This window comes from Paenibacillus sp. p3-SID1389 (assembly GCF_025151705.1).
GTDB classification, from domain to species: Bacteria; Bacillota; Bacilli; order Paenibacillales; family Paenibacillaceae; genus Fontibacillus; species Fontibacillus phoenicis.
In genome coordinates, this window is sequence record NZ_JALXVO010000006.1 from 14,480 (window position 1) to 30,799 (window position 16,320).

The 16,320-nt window shown below is 54.2% G+C and carries 16 protein-coding genes and 2 pseudogenes; 14 read left to right on the top strand and 4 right to left on the bottom strand.

The features are described from left to right. Positions 1-33 precede the first annotated feature (33 nt). On the top strand, positions 34-729 hold the full coding sequence (locus M3G15_RS03940; protein ID WP_009223490.1) for an NAD(P)H-dependent oxidoreductase: 696 nt from the start codon (positions 34-36) through the stop codon (positions 727-729). Between the two features lie 320 nt (positions 730-1,049). After that, a complete protein-coding gene (locus M3G15_RS03945) occupies positions 1,050-2,147 on the top strand; it encodes an MBL fold metallo-hydrolase (protein ID WP_009223491.1) in 1,098 nt (365 codons plus the stop codon). Between the two features lie 71 nt (positions 2,148-2,218). Here M3G15_RS03945 and M3G15_RS03950 read toward each other — a convergent pair whose 3' ends face one another. Continuing rightward, positions 2,219-2,515 carry an isoprenylcysteine carboxylmethyltransferase family protein gene (locus tag M3G15_RS03950; protein ID WP_260070201.1) on the bottom strand — a complete coding sequence of 99 codons (297 nt, stop codon included), beginning with the start codon at positions 2,513-2,515 and terminating at the stop codon, positions 2,219-2,221. Between M3G15_RS03950 and M3G15_RS03955 the strand changes: the two genes are divergently transcribed. Then, positions 2,423-2,617 (top strand): hypothetical protein, encoded by a 195-nt coding sequence (locus tag M3G15_RS03955; protein WP_260070205.1) that lies wholly within the window; start codon positions 2,423-2,425, stop codon positions 2,615-2,617. The genes M3G15_RS03950 and M3G15_RS03955 overlap by 93 nt on opposite strands. A 40-nt stretch (positions 2,618-2,657) precedes the next feature. Then, positions 2,658-3,881 carry an MFS transporter gene (locus M3G15_RS03960; RefSeq protein ID WP_260070139.1) on the top strand — a complete coding sequence of 408 codons (1,224 nt, stop codon included), beginning with the start codon at positions 2,658-2,660 and terminating at the stop codon, positions 3,879-3,881. An 81-nt stretch (positions 3,882-3,962) separates the two neighbouring features. On the opposite strand, the gene M3G15_RS03965 is transcribed toward M3G15_RS03960, so the two are convergent. Next, positions 3,963-4,730: a class I SAM-dependent methyltransferase gene (locus M3G15_RS03965; protein WP_260070140.1), complete on the bottom strand. Its 768-nt coding sequence runs from the start codon at positions 4,728-4,730 to the stop codon at positions 3,963-3,965. 208 nt (positions 4,731-4,938) lie between these two features. Between M3G15_RS03965 and M3G15_RS03970 the strand changes: the two genes are divergently transcribed. From M3G15_RS03970 to M3G15_RS03990, 5 genes are all read left to right on the top strand, one after another. Further along, entirely contained in the window at positions 4,939-5,358 is a 420-nt protein-coding gene (locus M3G15_RS03970; protein ID WP_036644122.1) for a hypothetical protein, read from the top strand. A gap of 170 nt (positions 5,359-5,528) precedes the next feature. Then, complete coding sequence (locus M3G15_RS03975) at positions 5,529-7,913, top strand: GH36-type glycosyl hydrolase domain-containing protein (protein ID WP_260070141.1); 2,385 nt, start codon at positions 5,529-5,531, stop codon at positions 7,911-7,913. A gap of 199 nt (positions 7,914-8,112) precedes the next feature. Continuing rightward, a complete protein-coding gene (locus M3G15_RS03980) occupies positions 8,113-9,000 on the top strand; it encodes a M15 family metallopeptidase (protein ID WP_260070142.1) in 888 nt (295 codons plus the stop codon). Positions 9,001-9,381: 381 nt separating this feature from the next. Further along, entirely contained in the window at positions 9,382-9,921 is a 540-nt protein-coding gene (locus M3G15_RS03985) for an NADPH-dependent FMN reductase (protein WP_009223499.1), read from the top strand. Positions 9,922-10,112: 191 nt separating this feature from the next. After that, the gene (locus M3G15_RS03990; protein ID WP_009223500.1) at positions 10,113-10,289 is read left to right on the top strand and encodes a hypothetical protein; all 177 of its coding nucleotides are present in this window, start codon (positions 10,113-10,115) and stop codon (positions 10,287-10,289) included. Between the two features lie 62 nt (positions 10,290-10,351). On the opposite strand, the pseudogene M3G15_RS03995 reads toward M3G15_RS03990, so the two are convergent. Together M3G15_RS03995 and M3G15_RS04000 are read right to left on the bottom strand one after the other, a co-directional pair. Next, positions 10,352-10,468, bottom strand: a pseudogene (locus M3G15_RS03995) (ATP-binding protein); the annotation flags it as partial. An 18-nt stretch (positions 10,469-10,486) separates the two neighbouring features. Beyond that, the gene (locus M3G15_RS04000) at positions 10,487-10,684 is read right to left on the bottom strand and encodes a hypothetical protein (protein ID WP_198136153.1); all 198 of its coding nucleotides are present in this window, start codon (positions 10,682-10,684) and stop codon (positions 10,487-10,489) included. 840 nt (positions 10,685-11,524) lie between these two features. On the opposite strand from M3G15_RS04000, the pseudogene M3G15_RS04005 reads away from it, so the two are divergent. The 5 genes and pseudogenes from M3G15_RS04005 to treR all read left to right on the top strand — a co-directional run. Then, a pseudogene (locus M3G15_RS04005) lies at positions 11,525-11,898 on the top strand (VTC domain-containing protein); the annotation flags it as partial. Further along, positions 11,858-12,160, top strand: coding sequence for a hypothetical protein (locus M3G15_RS04010; RefSeq protein WP_311202253.1), 303 nt, complete (start codon positions 11,858-11,860; stop codon positions 12,158-12,160). The pseudogene M3G15_RS04005 and the gene M3G15_RS04010, both read left to right, overlap by 41 nt. Positions 12,161-12,313: 153 nt before the next feature. Further along, complete coding sequence (gene treP / locus M3G15_RS04015; protein ID WP_260070143.1) at positions 12,314-13,741, top strand: PTS system trehalose-specific EIIBC component; 1,428 nt, start codon at positions 12,314-12,316, stop codon at positions 13,739-13,741. Positions 13,742-13,807: 66 nt separating this feature from the next. Continuing rightward, complete coding sequence (gene treC, locus M3G15_RS04020; RefSeq protein ID WP_260070144.1) at positions 13,808-15,493, top strand: alpha,alpha-phosphotrehalase; 1,686 nt, start codon at positions 13,808-13,810, stop codon at positions 15,491-15,493. Positions 15,494-15,513: 20 nt separating this feature from the next. Next, a complete protein-coding gene (treR, locus tag M3G15_RS04025; RefSeq protein ID WP_009223506.1) occupies positions 15,514-16,236 on the top strand; it encodes a trehalose operon repressor in 723 nt (240 codons plus the stop codon). Positions 16,237-16,320: the final 84 nt, after the last annotated feature.

Genomic DNA, 16,320 nt, shown 5'->3' on the forward strand with positions numbered 1-16,320 from the left:
ACTTTTTTACGTTGAGGAGTGATTTTTTTCGTTATGAGCCTGATTGCGAAACTGGATAAATCCGATGTCAAACAAGCGATTCTGGAGGCTTATCACTTCCGTCATGCCTGCAAGCAATTCGATCCGGACCGAACCCTTCCGGAGGAAGATTTCCGGTTTATCCTGGAGGCAGCCCGCTTATCCCCCAGCTCGGTTGGCTTAGAGCCGTGGAAATTCGTTGTGCTGCAGAAGCCGGAGCTCCGCGAGAAACTTCGCGCCGTCTCCTGGGGAGCTCAAGGGCAACTGCCGACCGCCAGCCATTTTGTCGTGATTTTGGCTCGGACGATGAAGGATCTGAGATATGACGCCCCTTACGTCACGCATATGATGAAAGAGGTCCACCACATCCCCGACGAAATTGTGGACCAGATGCTGATGGGGAATTACCGGACCTTCCAGGAGTCCGATTTCCGGCTGCTCGAAAGTGACCGTGCGATGTTCGACTGGGCGTGCAAACAGGCTTATATCGCCCTCGGCAACATGCTGACAGCCGCGGCGCTGATCGGCGTAGATTCCTGTCCGATCGAAGGCTTTGATCGAGACAAGGCAGAGCAGATCCTCCGGGAGGAAGGTCTGTTGGAAGATGACCGGTTTGGCATTGCTTGCTTCGCCGCCTTTGGCTACCGCGTGAAGGAGCCGCGTCCCAAATCGAGGCAGGCGCTGGACGACATCGTGACCTGGGTGCGGTAACCGCCTATCCTTCGTCTACGCCTTGTATAAGTTCGGCAGGATTAGTAACATTATCTACAAAGAAAAATCAAGAATAGAAGCAGAAAGCTTAGGAGGCGGCTAACATCCTCGGCTCTGCACACGAATTACGCCTATCGGCGTTCGGCTTCCTTCTTGGTGCTGTACGATCAGAAATAGACCGTTTCCTTGGTGAGTGGGCGGTCTATTTCTTTTTTAAGTAGCCTCATACCCCCCATTTGGCAACGCCCCCCGCAATGCAGTATACTCTGCTTGAATCCTTCGATCATCCACTCTTCACATAGGAAAAGGCGGTATCCTACATGTATATCACTTTAGGTATTTTACTTGTCATCTTCATCGGCGTTACGCTCTTTCTCCGACTGCACCCGGCCTTTGGCGGGAAGGCCTCTCCTGCGGAGCTGGCGCGTTACTCGCAATCTCCGAACCGGCAGGGAAGGAAGTTTGTGTACACCGCACCCACTTCCTTGCTCCAGCCTGCTTCGGGCAGCATGGTTTCGGTGCTGCGGGATTACCTGCGGGGGAATCCGCGGGTAAGGCCGGATCGGCCGCTTCCGGTCGTGCAGCTGACGCCGGAGACACTGGGGAACCTGGACCGCGACATGGTCGTTTGGTTGGGCCATTCGGCACTGCTCCTGCATTTCGGAGGTAAGCGTCTCCTGCTTGACCCGATGCTCGGCCCGTCGCCCACGCCGGTCCCTCCGTTTGGCGGCAAGCGGTTTAACCAGCAGCTGCCGTTTGATCTGGAGGACTTGCCGGCCGTTGATGCGGTGATCTTGTCCCATGACCATTATGATCATTTGGACTATGGGACCATCAAGAAGTTGAAGGATAAGGTGGGGCGGTTTTTCGTCCCGCTAGGGGTGGGCAGTCACCTGGAACGCTGGGGCGTGGATCCGGGGCGGATCAGTGAGCATGACTGGTGGGAAGAGCTGGAATGGAACGGCTTGAAGCTCGCCTGTACGCCAGCTCGTCATTTCTCGGGTCGGGGCCTTGCGAATCGGAACGGCACGTTATGGTGTTCCTGGGTGATTGCGTCGGCGGAGCGTAAAATATTTTTCAGCGGGGACAGCGGGTATGGTCCACATTTCAAGCAGATTGGTGAGAAGTATGGGCCGTTTGATTTGGCTTTGATGGAATGCGGACAATACGATCCACGCTGGATCGACATCCATATGCTCCCCGAACAGTCGGTGCAAGCCCATGTGGACGTACAGGGCGGCTTGCTCCTCCCGATTCACTGGGCGGCGTTCACGTTGTCGCTGCATGATTGGAACGACCCTATTCGCCGTGCGACAGCAGAAGCCGAACGCCGGAACGTGCCCATCGCCACGCCGAAAATCGGCGAATCGGTCTATATCGGAGACCCGGCCTATCCCAAAGAGGCCTGGTGGGCTTAATGCAGGCCATAACGAACATGAGGCTTTCCCGAGGTGGCGGCCATTCGGAAAAGCCTCTTTTTGCTAAGAATCTACTTATACCCCCGGAACGTCTGCTTCATGATCTTCTCTTCCAGCCGAATGCGGTTGAACAAGGTGATCAGATGCAGCACGAACAAAGGTGTAAACACGACCCAGCCCTGCGAAATGATCGCGAAGCTAAGCACCTCCGGGATGATGTTCAGGTAATAATTGGGGTGCTTGACGCGCCTGAACAGCGGGGTTTCAATCAACTGATGGCCCTTGGCAATATAGATTTTGAAGGTCCAAAAGCGTCCGAGCGTTCGCCTGAGGGAGTGGACGCCGTCAGCCGGTTGGTCGCGGCCTATACAGCGCTGATCAATCCGCATACGGTCGTGTTCTGCCATGATGAGGTCAGTGTTCTCTTGTTGAACGAAATCCAAGTGCAAAGCAGCTGGGACTTCATCTGATGATTTCAACCCGTGGATAAGGAGAAGGAGATAAAAACAGATGGCAACATTTTTTCTATTGATCATTTATTTGGCCTTCATCAGCTTAGGGCTGCCCGACTCGCTGCTGGGCTCGGCCTGGCCGATCATTCGCGGTGAGCTCGGCGCTCCGCTGGGCACCGCCGGCGTATTATATATGATCGTCGCCGCCGGCACGATCGTATCGAGCTTGGCCAGCGGCTCGTTGTTAGGCCGGTTCGGCACGGGCAAGGTGACCCTGGTCAGCTGCCTGATGACGGCTGCAGCCTTGCTTGGCTATTCGGCGGCACCGTCGGTGTTCTGGCTGGCCGTTTGTGCGATTCCGCTTGGCCTGGGTGCCGGGGCGGTTGACGCCGGCCTCAACAACTACGTGGCCGCGCACTACAAAGCGCATCACATGAGCTGGCTGCATTGCTTCTGGGGTGTTGGCGCGACGCTGGGGCCGGTCATCATGGCCGGGTTTATGTCCGGCGGCGGTCACTGGCGCAGCGGGTACTTGACCGTGTCGATGATTCAATTTGCGCTGGTTGTTATTTTGCTCTTCTCCCTGCCGCTTTGGGATCGTGTGGCCCGGATCGCCGGCGGTTCGCGGAAGGAAGAGCTAAGTGAATTGGAAGCGGAGCAGCCGGACACCGGTCCGGTGAAGCCGCTGCGGATTCCCGGCGTCAAGCTGGCCCTCGTCTCGTTTCTGTTCTATTGCGGGGTAGAATCCACGGTGGGCCTATGGGGCAGCAGCTATCTCGTTGGCATCAAAGGGGTTGATGCGGCGACGGCGGCGAGCTGGGTTTCGCTGTATTTTGCCGGTATCACGGTTGGCCGCTTTATAGCCGGATTCGTCACGTTCAAAGTTAGCAACCGCATGATGATTCGCGCTGGCCAGATCATCGCCCTGCTCGGCGCAGTCGTGCTGGTTCTGCCGTTGCCCGCGGCCCTGTCGTTGGTCGGCTTACTGATCATCGGCCTTGGCCTCGCCCCGATCTATCCGTGTATGTTGCATGAAACGCCGGTCCGCTTCGGCAAGCGGCAATCCCCGACGATCATGGGCTACCAGATGGCCGTGGCGTATACCGGCAGCACGTTTATGCCGCCGTTGCTCGGGTTCCTGGCTTCGCACTCGACGATTGGCGTGTTCCCGGTGTACATCGTGCTGTCGGCGGCAGCCATGTGGCTGTTCTCCGAGCGGTTGAACGTCTTCTTGAAAGCGAGAAGCCATGCCCCGCAAGAGAGCGTGGTCTCTCCGCAATAGTCCGTCCCTTCAGAAGCTAGCTTCGTAGGTGAGTCAAACCCTATGAGCCAGCTTCTTTTTCATGCCCCCGATTTTCATCCGTCAACCGGCTTTCTTGGCTAGAAACACGCCATAGGATAAATGCTTCCGGTAACGTTGCAGGAAGGCTTCATTTTCTCTGAAAAATATGCCCACGGCGGGATCCTGCAGCGCCTCTAAATCAATGATACGGTACGGATCCAAAGCGTTCTGCCAATCGAAGGACATCGCTCCGTCTGCGTCCCCTTTCTCCTGCTGCTGTCCGCTTGGGTCTATTCCGGTTTCCGGTCCCCACTGCCGAACGTCCTGAAAACCGGCATCCCGCAGCATCCGCATCCAGGCAGCAGCGTCAGGCAAACGCGGATTGCCGTACAGCTCGCGCATCTCCCGCTCCAGCGCCGGATGAGGCTGCGTCCGAAACAGCTCACGGTCCCACGCTTGCCCGCCCTTACGCAGGACGCGGTGATATTCACGGAACGCCTTCACGGGATCGGCGGCGAACACCGTCACCGACTCGGCGATGACCGCATCATAGGTGTCCGAGCGCAGCGGGATGGCGGTGATATCACCTTGAATCCATTCGATTTGCAGTTGCTGCTGCTGCGCTCTGTGCTCGGCTTTCTCCAGCATCACGATACTTTGATCCATCGCCGTGACCTGCGCTCCCATCTGGGCTAACAGGCAGGCCGTTCTGCCCGTTCCGCAACCAACCTCCAGCACGCGCATTCCAGGTGCAATGCCAACAAACTGAATAAAATCGAGGGTTCCCTGAAATCCCCCCGGATGTGCCGAGCCTTCCCCAACGGCGGCGATGATTTCGTGATAATTCATCCTATAGCTGCCCCTCCTTTATCAACTTCCCCCACTTCTCTCAACAGCAGAATATGCCGCCGCGTCTCCAGCGCGATTAAGATAGGCTTTCACCTCGGGAGGAGGCCGCGGTTTTGAAGATTTGTTTCGTGAGCAGGACATTCGCCCTGTACAAATATCCGGGTGGTGAATAGGATAAATGAGCATTCGAGAGGGGAGGCACGAGTCTATGCAACAGATCTATCCGCTTGGCGTAGAAACCTGCAAGCCGCATATCGGCAAAACCGTATGCGCTGTACTTCGGGACGGCCGCTATTACATTGGTACGATCACCGATGTGAACGAAAAGGGCATTCAACTGAACGGAGGATACGCTTCGGGGGCCAACGTTCTCTCTACCCAACCCGCCAAAGCCAAGAAGCAGCTCCAGCAGCTGAAATCCAAATCCAAAGGCAACCATAAAGCTTCAACCAAAGCGGTTCCCCAAGCCAACGACCAGGCACAAACGAAGGCGTACGGCTATGGGCCGGGGTATCCGGTTTATGGAGGATATCCGGGGTACGGTTTTCCGGGCAATCCTTATGGCGCCTATGCGCTGGATTGGGCGGCGATCGCTTTGCTGTTCCTTATTCCGTTTTTGTTTATCTGATGAAGCCTGTGCCGTCATGCGGCGATCCGAGTCAATTTCGTCTTTACGCGAAAATTGGCTCTTTTTTTATGCGCGAAGCAGAAGAAAACGCTTCATAAAAGGGCTTTCCGATGTATAATGAACATAGTTGTAGACAAGTAGACAAGATTACGCGGAAAAGAGGTTGAACCATGTTCAGAGCCACGGAGGATCAGGAATTCTACGAGTTGCTAAGTCCTACACTTCTGCCTAAAGCGTCGGGATTCCTATGGAACGAAACGATGATGATTCACATGAACTGCCGGGGATATGCTGTTGCCCAATTCATGCAGCCGGAGCCGGCCAAGTATTCGCATGCCCCGAATCTGGAAGCGAAGACGTTTATGCAGCCGGAACAGCCATATTATGCGCATCATCCGGGCCGTTTCGTGTTTGTGAAGGACGAGGAAGATCAAAGTCTGTTTTCTGCGCCATATGAACCGATGCGGGTCAAGACCGACAGCTATGCCTTTGCCTTGGGACAGAGCCGGATCGTCTGGAAGGTCGAGCATCAGGGCGTGTTGATCGAAATGAGCCTCAGCTTGCCGAAGAAGGATCCGCTGGAGCTTTGGCGGGTGAAGGTGACGAATGTGTCGCAGCGGGCGCGGAAGCTGAGTATCTACCCTTACTTCACTGTGGGTTATATGTCTTGGATGAACCAATCCGGCGAATACCATGAGGACCTGCAGGCAATCGTCTGCTCTTCGGTGACGCCGTATCAGAAATATCAGGATTACGATAAGATCAAGTTTTTCCGTGACAAAACGTTCCTGATCGCCGAACAACCGCCGGTGTCCTGGGAAGTGAATCAGGAGGCGTTCGAGGGAGAAGGCGGGATCACCCGTCCGTCCGCCTTGGAACAAGCGGAGCTCGCGAAGGGAGATGCGCGGTACGAGACGCCAGTAGCCGTTATGCAATACCGGATGGAACTGGCGGCAGGGGAAACGCGGGAATACCGCTTCCTGTTCGGCCCGGCCCGGGATGAGCAGGAGATTGCGCAAATTCGGGAGACATACTTCGGCAAGGCTGGCGATCTGGGAGAAGACGGATTTCTGGCTGCCGAACGCGAATACGACCAGTATATTCGGGAAGGACGGGGCTGCCTGACAATCTCCACCCCCGACAAGGATCTCGATCTGTTCGTCAATCGCTGGCTGCCGCGGCAAATTTATTATCATGGACAGACGAACCGCCTGACCACCGACCCGCAAACCCGGAACTATTTGCAGGATCACATGGGTATGAGCTATATCAAGCCGCAGGTGGCACGGGCATCGTTCTTGACGGCGCTGAGTCAGCAGAAAGCAAACGGCGCCATGCCGGACGGAATCGTGCTGCATCCGGACGCTGAACTGAAATATATCAACCAGGTGCCGCATACGGACCACTGTGTCTGGCTGCCCATCTGTCTCAGCACGTATTTGGATGAGACGGGAGACTACTCGATTCTGGAGGAAAAGGTGGCCTATGCCGACAGTGAGGAAGCCGAACCTGTATATGTCCATGTCGATAAAGCGATGCGTTGGCTGATGAACGACCGCGACGAGCGGGGGCTGAACTACATCAACCAAGGCGACTGGTGCGACCCGATGAATATGGTTGGCTACAAAGGGAAGGGCGTGTCCGGCTGGCTGACGATCGCCACGGCGTATGCGTTCCAGGTTTGGGCCGGCATTTGCGAGAACATCGGACGGCCTGAGGCTGCACGGGATTACCGTGCGGCGGCGGAGGAGACCAACGAAGTGGTGAACCGCTACTTGTGGGACGGCGAATGGTATGCACGGGGTATCACCGATGATAACGTCGTGTTTGGGATTAGCACTGATGAGGAAGGCCGGATCTTCATCAACCCGCAGGGCTGGTCGATGTTGAGCGGCGCGGCCGACGCCGACAAACGCGAGAAGCTGATGCGTGCGGTGCGCGAGCAGCTGGAGACGCCGTACGGCGTTGAGAAGCTCGCTCCTTCCTACACGAAGATGCGCGAGGATGTCGGCCGGGTCACGCAGAAGCACCCGGGCTCGGCGGAGAACGGCGCGGTGTACAATCATGCCGCTGCCTTCTACATCTACGCGTTATATACGGTGGGTGAGCGGGACGATGCCTTTCGGCTGCTGCGCAAAATGCTGCCCGGCCCGGATCTCGAGGATATCGTGCAACGGGGACAGCTGCCGGTGTTCATCCCGAACTACTACCGGGGAGCCTATCGGCAATTCCCGCGGACGGCAGGACGCTCCAGCCATCTGTTCAACACGGGCACGGTGCCGTGGGTGTACCGCTGCTTAATCGATGGGCTGTTTGGCGTGCAGGGCACGAAGGACGGCATCCGCGTGAGCCCGCAGCTTCCGTCCCATTGGAACGAAGCGGCGATCACGCGCGAATTCCGGGGTGCCACGCTGCACGTAGATATCCGGCGGGACGCAGCGGTAACAGAGACCGAGGTTTACGCGGATGGCGAGCGGCTGCCGGAAGGCGTGCTGCGGAATGTGCAGCCGGGCAAGACTTACCGCGTGCAGGTGAAGCTGCCAGCCGGAGCGTAAGCGAAAGCGGCGGAAGCAAGAAGAAGCAAGAAGCGCAAGCGTGTCGGGGAAGATCCCCTGCGCTTGCGCTTTTTTTCGCGTTGCCTGTGTTTCATGCGTCTCCCTCCTGCAATTTAAGAAAAACTTTATTTTTTCCTCCCATTCTTCTTAAATTATAAAAGTTATCCTAAGGGGGAAGAAAAGCTAGGGGGAAATCGACGTGAAAAAGTGGATAATTTGCCTAATGCTCCTGGTGCTGCTGGGATACGGGGTTTCTAAATTTAAGACCGAAACGGCCCGATCACCGCAGGATTCAGCGCCGCCCGTAGAGGACGTTGAGCCGAATGAGGTTTCGGATTCGTCGCTGGCTGCAGAAGGAATGACGATCCACGTCACCAAGGAGATGATATATCAGGGCGATTTGCTGCTGGTGAACAAGGACCATCCGGTTCCGAAGGGGCTGCACCCCGATAAGGAAGCCGTTAGTCTGGTGAAGAACCCCGAATTGATCGACGGATTTGGAGTGTTGGATAATAAAGTGCTGTTGTCGCCGCGCATGGCGGAACGTTTTGCAACGATGGTGAAGGCCGCCGGGGAGGAAGGAATCAACCATTTCCTGATCAGCAGCGGGTACCGGGACGAAGAGAAGCAGGACGAGCTGTACCGCCAAATGGGTTCCAAGCTGGCGCTGCCTGCCGGATACAGCGAGCATAACCTGGGGCTGTCGCTGGACATCGGGTCGTCCCAAGCGGAGATGAATGTCGCCCCGGAAGGCCGGTGGTTGAAGGAGAATGCATGGAAATATGGATTTATTTTGCGATACCCGGACGACAAAACGGCGATCACAGGCATTCAGTTCGAGCCTTGGCACTTCCGGTACGTGGGTCTGCCGCATAGCGCCATCATTCACGAAAACGGGTTTGTGCTGGAGCAATACTTGGATTATCTGAAGGAGCAACAGTCGGTGAGCATCACAGTACAAGGCCAGAAGTATCACGTCTTCTACTATCCGGTATCCAAAGATCGGACCATTGAGGTGCCGGCGCAGGGCAGTTATGAGATTTCCGGCAACAACATGGACGGAGTTATTGTGACCGTTCGCGAGTAATCCGGCAGCGAGGCAGGAGATCATGAAAGCGAGGGGATCCAATGGGGCCAATGGGAACGATTGCAATATACAAGAGAGGGCTGAATATGGGAATACCGGGGGCGATGATCGTTCCCTTTCGAGAGCTGCCGGATTCGGCGGCCTTTGGTTTGTTCGGCTTGTTTCGCGTGTTTGGTGAGAGCATTTGTTTTGCAAACTTTTTGTAAGTTTCTTGACAAAAGGAATCTTGGTGACTATCATTAACTCAAGTTTGATTAATTCAAATAAAGGATATTGGAGAAGTTCGGAATCGTACCTGATGGTGTAACAGCATTGTTTTGGGGCAAAATAATGTCAGGTGGATTAACGAAGCCAAGAAATCAATCGAGGAGGAAAATAGCCATGTCTAAATTGAACATCGGGATTATCCTGGGAAGTACCCGCGATGGGCGCGTGAGCCCGCAGGTCGGAGAATGGGTGAAGAAGCATGCGGATGCTCGCGGCGACGCCAATTATGAAATCGTTGACATCGCGGATTACAAACTGCCGTTGCTCGGCGAAGCCGATGCCAGCGAGCAAGCAGCGGCTTGGAATAGCAAGCTGAACAGCTTGGACGGTTTCGTATTCATCGTGCAAGAATACAACCACAGCATCACAGGTGCCCTGAAGAACGCGCTGGACTATGCGCGTGAAGCGTGGAACAACAAAGCAGCCGGGATCGTCAGCTATGGTTCCGTAGGCGGCGCTCGTGCAGCAGAACACCTGCGCGGCATTCTGGGCGAACTGCTGGTTGCGGATGTGCGTGTACACGTTGCCCTGTCGCTGTTCACCGATTTCGAGAACTACAGTGTCTTCAAGCCGGCAGACCTGCACTTGAAGAACCTGAACGACATGCTGGACCAAGTGCTTGCTTGGAGCGGCGCGTTGAAGACGCTGCGTTAAGATTCATTTCCGACTTCGATTTTGAAACCCCTGTGCCTAATGATATGGCGCGGGGGTTTTTTGCATGATTGCCGGTGCAGGTAATGCCTCGTATAACGATATCGATCTCCTGAGGCGCGCTATTGCTGTGACGTTTGTCATATCGATGAGACGGTACGTTTGCTAATTGTACCTTAGGAGGTGGACGACGCATGAAAGTCAATTATCCCTTGAAGGGAACTCCGGATCTCAAAGAGATCAAGGAATCCCTCAAACCGTTTGGCGGTCGCTGCGCAAAAATTGTCGATGGTACGTTGGAATATCAGATTAAGAATGAGAATGAGAAAGCCGCTTATGAAGCCATGAAGGAACAAGGCTACATTGAATAATTAGCAGCAATGAAAAAAAGGGTGTTCCCTGTCACGAAGTGACATGAGGGGCACCCTGCTTTTTAGTATAGATGTACATAAAATGTGGTGGATTCACCCAGCTTACTTTTGGCATAAATTTTTCCCTTGTGCTGTTCGACAATCGATTTCGCGATGGCCAGCCCAAGTCCATAACCGCCTTCTTTGCAGCAGGATCATCACCACCTGCGGAAAACGTATAGAACCTTCCGGGCTGTGACATCCAGGAAGACGAGTATATATCCGCTGTCCGTAGAGCGTACGTTGTAAATCCAGCGGCTTCCGTCCAGGCTGAATTGCCCGCTACTCTGGCGCTTGTCCACCGCCTTCTCCAACGCTTCGTTGTAAAAATCCTCATCCATGTCAAATTTGGACATGTAGGAGATCAACTCGAATTCTTGATCCGTTTGCAGCATAAATGAAATGGACCGATCAGGCGGTGCTTCTCCGGAACGATCCAGGGGCCGGTTTTTGCCCGGTGCGCCGCTTTCGACACTGCTGCTCCCGATTCCAGCGCCTATGGGGGGCCGTTGCGGCCGGGGGATTTTTCATAGGAATCCATGACTTTGTGTAAATCCATATTGATGTCGCTGTTCACGTTACCTTTAATCAACCTTAAGCTCAGATTTGGATGCGGTTGCTTCATTAATGAGCTGCGAATGATCTGATCTGCTAATGGGCTGCTTGTAGACACTTGTATGTACGTATGCGTTTGTATACACTTGTAGGCGCTCGAATGGCACGTATACGCTTGTATGCACTTGATTGTATGCCCTAACGCTGATGAGAAGCGCTAATGTGACGAAATCGAGGGTTTGGAAATTTTAACGCTGCTGAGGAGCACTATTTCAACAAAATCACTACTATTTAGTCGCAAAAAGAGGAAATAAGCACGTTGATCAGCGTTAGAGTCATAAAAAGAGCATTTTAGCCAATTTAAGCGCTGTGGCAAGCGTTAGATCCTTCGCGGTAAAGTGTCGAGGACGAATAAATTACGCCTCTCTGAGGTCCGTTACGGCTATGCTCCGCGCCGAATAGCTGTTGCTTGTCTTGCCCTTGTGCCCGGAGTAGCCGAGGTGGGGAGAGCATTTTAAACATGCCTTTCACATCTTTAAGGTTCGTTAAAGGTTAGGGGGCTATGATACAACCATGGCAAGCGGGAGATCACCTGCTGCAAGGCCGATAGCACTAGGAGAGAAAGGAAGGAACTGAAGTGTATGGCGATCAAGGTTTTCAATCGATACGAGAACAAATACCTGCTCGACGATGCGGCTTACCGACGGTTATATGCAGAGCTGCTGGAATATATGGAACCGGACGATTACAACAAACAACATGAATTTTACTCCATCAGCAACCTGTACTTCGATACCAAGGATGACACCTTGATCCGCACGAGTCTGGCCAAGCCCAAATATAAGGAGAAGCTCCGACTGAGAGCTTATGGTGTCCCGGACCCGAATGCGAAGGTGTACCTGGAGATCAAAAAAAGGTGTACGGGCTGGTGAACAAACGCCGGACGTCGTTGAGGCTGCAGGAGGCCTATGAGTTTGTACGGACGGGCATCGAGCCGGAGTACAAGGACTACATGCGGTGGATATCTCTATGTCGATGCGATGACCTTCTCGCAAACGCAGAAAGCAGGGACATTGGTCCATCTGGAGGATAAAGCAGGCAACGAAATCCTGACGTTTGCCCCGACGAAGAATTTCCAAAACGTCGTGATCAGCTCGCCGAAGTTGAAGAAAGGTAGCTATAACCTGTACACCGGCGGGACATCGACGGGCAGCGCGAAGGACGGACTTTATACAGATGGAAAGTACTCGGGTGGTACTGTTTTTGTCGAAAAATAGGGATTGACGGATTTGTATATACAAGTTAAAATGAAAACGCAAACAAAAAACATGTATATACAAGTTGAATAAAGGCGGTTTGGCATCATGTTCTATCGTTTGCTGCAAAATAAATTGATCATCTTTTAGGACATCAAGAAGGAGGAACCATCCATGAGTAACTACACGCAACCGGCAAACGATTTGCTGAAGCATGTCGGCGGCCGCGAAAATATTTCGGTTGTCACCCACTGTGCGACCCGCATGAGATTCGTGTTAAATGACCCGAAGAAAGCGGACGTCGAACAGATTCGGGCGATCAAATTGGTGAAAGGCACGTTTACCCAAGCCGGTCAGTTTCAGGTCATCATCGGTAACGAAGTGGCTTCATTTTATAACGAGTTCATTAAAATCGCCGGCGTCAGCGACACCTCGAAAGAGGAAGCGAAGGAAGCCGCCAAGCAGAACATGAACTTCCTGCAGCGGATGATTGCGCACTTGGCGGATATTTTCACCCCGCTGATTCCAGCCATCGTAGTTGGAGGTCTGATCCTCGGCTTCCGCAACATTATCGGGGACATCAAAATGCTGGACGACGGTACGAAAACCCTGGTCGAAGTATCGCAGTTCTGGGCCGGAACCCATGCGTTCCTCTGGCTGATTGGTGAAGCGATCTTCCACTTCCTCCCGGTCGGCATCACTTGGGCCGTCGCACGGAAGATGGGGGCTACGCCGATTCTCGGTATTGTGCTGGGGATCACGCTCGTCTCGCCGCAGCTGCTTAATGCTTATAGCGTTGCCGGTGCAACGGACATTCCGTTTTGGGACTTCGGGTTTGCCAAGGTGGAAATGATCGGTTATCAGGCACAGGTCATTCCGGCGATTCTGGCGGGACTGGTGTTGTCCTTCCTGGAGTTGAAGCTGCGTAAAATCGTGCCGCAATCGATCTCGATGATCGTTGTTCCGTTCTTTGCGCTGGTGCCTACCGTTCTGCTTGCCCACACGGTGCTTGGGCCGATCGGCTGGCATATTGGTTCGTTTATCTCGAATGTGGTTTATTCCGGTCTGACTTCGTCGTTCGGCTGGCTGTTCGCCGCGATCTTCGGATTCGCGTACGCGCCGCTGGTCATCACGGGGCTGCATCACATGACCAATGCGATTGACTTGCAATTAATGAGCGAGCTCGGTGGGACAAACCTGTGGCCGATGATCGCGCTCTCGAATATCGCGCAAGGCTCGGCCGTGCTGGCCATGATCTTTATCAATCGAAAAAATGAAGAGGAGAAACAGATCTCCATTCCGGCAACGATCTCTTGTTACTTAGGGGTTACGGAGCCGGCGATGTTCGGGATCAACCTGAAATACGGGTACCCGTTCCTCGCGGCGATGATCGGGTCGCTGGTGGCGGCGGTCATCTCGGTTGGCACGGGCGTCATGGCCAATTCCATCGGCGTTGGCGGCTTGCCGGGCATCTTGTCCATCCAGCCGCAGCACATGGTGACCTTCGCTTTGGCGATGGCCGTAGCGATCGTTATCCCGTTTATCCTCACGATGGTTTTTGCGAAAGCAAACATCGGCAAAGTATCTTTCAAGAAAAATTAAGCTCATGGCGGAGGAACAGGATTGTTCCTCCTTTGCGATTTTTGTGGGAAAGGGCAGGTGTTGGAAATGACGGAACCTTGGTGGAAGAAAGCGGTCGTGTATCAGATCTATCCGAAGAGCTTCAACGACACGACGGGCAATGGAGTCGGCGACCTGCAAGGAATCATTCGCAAGCTGGATTACCTTGCGGAGCTGGGCGTCGACGTGATCTGGCTGACGCCAGTGTACGACTCACCGCAACGGGACAACGGATATGATATTCGCGACTATTATCGGATCTTTGAGCCCTACGGCACGATGGAGGATTTCGACCAGCTGCTGGAGGAAGCCCATCGGCGCGGTCTCCGGATTCTGATGGATATCGTCGTCAACCATACGTCAACCGAGCATCCGTGGTTTGTCGCTGCCAAGTCGTCCAAGGACAACCCCTATCGGGATTACTATATTTGGCGGGACGGGAAGGAAGGCGGGCCGCCAAACAATTGGGTGTCCAAATTCGGCGGGGACGCTTGGCAATACGACGAAACAACGGACCAATACTATCTTCATCTCTTTGATGTGACCCAGGCGGATTTGAATTGGGAGAATGCCCGGATGCGCCAGGAAATTTACCAGATGATGAAGTTTTGGCTGGATAAAGGGGTAGATGGCTTCCGGCTGGACGTTATCAATCTGCTTTCCAAGGACCAGCGGTTTCTGGACGACGACGGATCGGTGGCTCCCGGAGACGGGCGGAAATATTACACCGACGGCCCGAAAATCCACGAATATCTGCAGGAGATGAACCGCGAAGTTTTTGCCGGGTACGATATGATGACCGTCGGGGAAATGTCGTCCACTTCGCTGGAGCACTGCATTCGCTATACGCATCCGGAACGGAAGGAACTCGACATGACCTTCAGCTTCCATCATTTGAAGGTGGATTATCCGAACGGGGAGAAATGGGCGAAAGGCGAGCTTGACTTCCTGCGGTTGAAGCAGATTTTGGCCGAGTGGCAGACCGGAATGTACGAAGGCGGCGGATGGAATGCGCTGTTCTGGTGCAATCACGATCAGCCCCGCGTGGTGTCACGGTTTGGAGACGACGGGAAGTATCACCGGGAATCGGCGAAAATGCTGGCCACAGCGATGCACATGCTGCAAGGGACCCCTTATATTTTTCAGGGGGAAGAATTCGGGATGACGAATCCGGGCTTCGAGCGGATCGAGGATTACCGCGACGTGGAGTCGCTCAACATGTACCGCATCCTGAAGGAGCGCGGCATGTCCGAGTCCGACATTCTGGAGATTCTGGCGCAAAAATCGCGGGACAACGGCCGAACGCCGGTGCAATGGAATGACGGACCCAACGCCGGGTTTACGACCGGTACGCCGTGGATTCACCCGGCGAACAATTACAAGGAGATCAATGCGGAGCGGGCGCTCGCGGATCCGGACTCGATTTTTTATCATTATCAGAAGTTAATCCGGCTGCGCAAGGAATATGAGGTGATTACAACCGGGCGGTTTGAACTGCTGGCCGAAGAAGACCCGGCGGTGTTTGCTTATGTGCGTGACGGCGGGGCGGAGAAGTTGATTGTGGTGAATAACTTTTTTGCGGAGGAGACGGAATTTCGGCTGCCTGACGGAGACGGCTGGCACGAGTACGAAAGCCGGTTGCTGCTGTCCAACTACGCGGATTCCCCGGCGGACCCGCAACATCTTCGGCTAAGACCCTACGAATCTGTGGTATATTATCTTCATAGAACGTAAAAAAGTTTGGGGTCGGAAGCATGACAAACAAGTATTTGGCGATTCACAACGACATTGCGCGGCAGATCGAAGCCGGGGAGATTGCGCCCCACTCGCTGCTCCCGTCCGAGCATGAGCTGAAGGAGCGTTACAACACGTCGAGGGAGACGATTCGCAAAGCCTTAACCCTGCTGGCACAGAACGGGTATATCCAGAAGGTGCAAGGCAAGGGCTCCATTGTGATCCGCAGCAGCATGGTGGATTTTCCCGTATCCGGGCTGGTGAGCTTTAAGGAGCTGGCCGGCAAGATGGGCGAGAAGCCCCGGACCCTGGTGCATGAGCTGTCCCGGGTGAAGCCAGATGCCTACGTGAAGCAGCAGCTCAATATCTCCAGTAAGGACGAGGTATGGAAAGTTGTGCGCATCCGGGAGTTTGGCGGGGGGAAGGTCCTGCTTGATAAGGATTTTTTGAACGCGAAGTACGTGCCGTCCTTAACCCGGGAAATCTGCGAGAACTCGATCTACGAGTATTTGGAGAAGGAGCTTGGGCTGAAGATCAGTTTCGCCAAAAAAGAAATCGTCATCGAGGAGCCTACCCACGAGGACAAGCAGCTGCTTGACCTGGAAGGCTTCCACAACATGGTCGTCATCCGCAGCCATGTCTATCTGGAGGACGCCAGCTTGTTTCAGTACACGGAATCCCGGCACCGGCCGGACAAATTCCGCTTCGTGGACTTCGCGCGGCGGATCCATTCCAATGGTTGAGCGTTACTCGCGCTAAGTCAGAAAGATAGCAAAGTTTGGAGCGTAAAGTAAAGACCGCCCTGAAATGGGGCGGCCTTTTTTGAT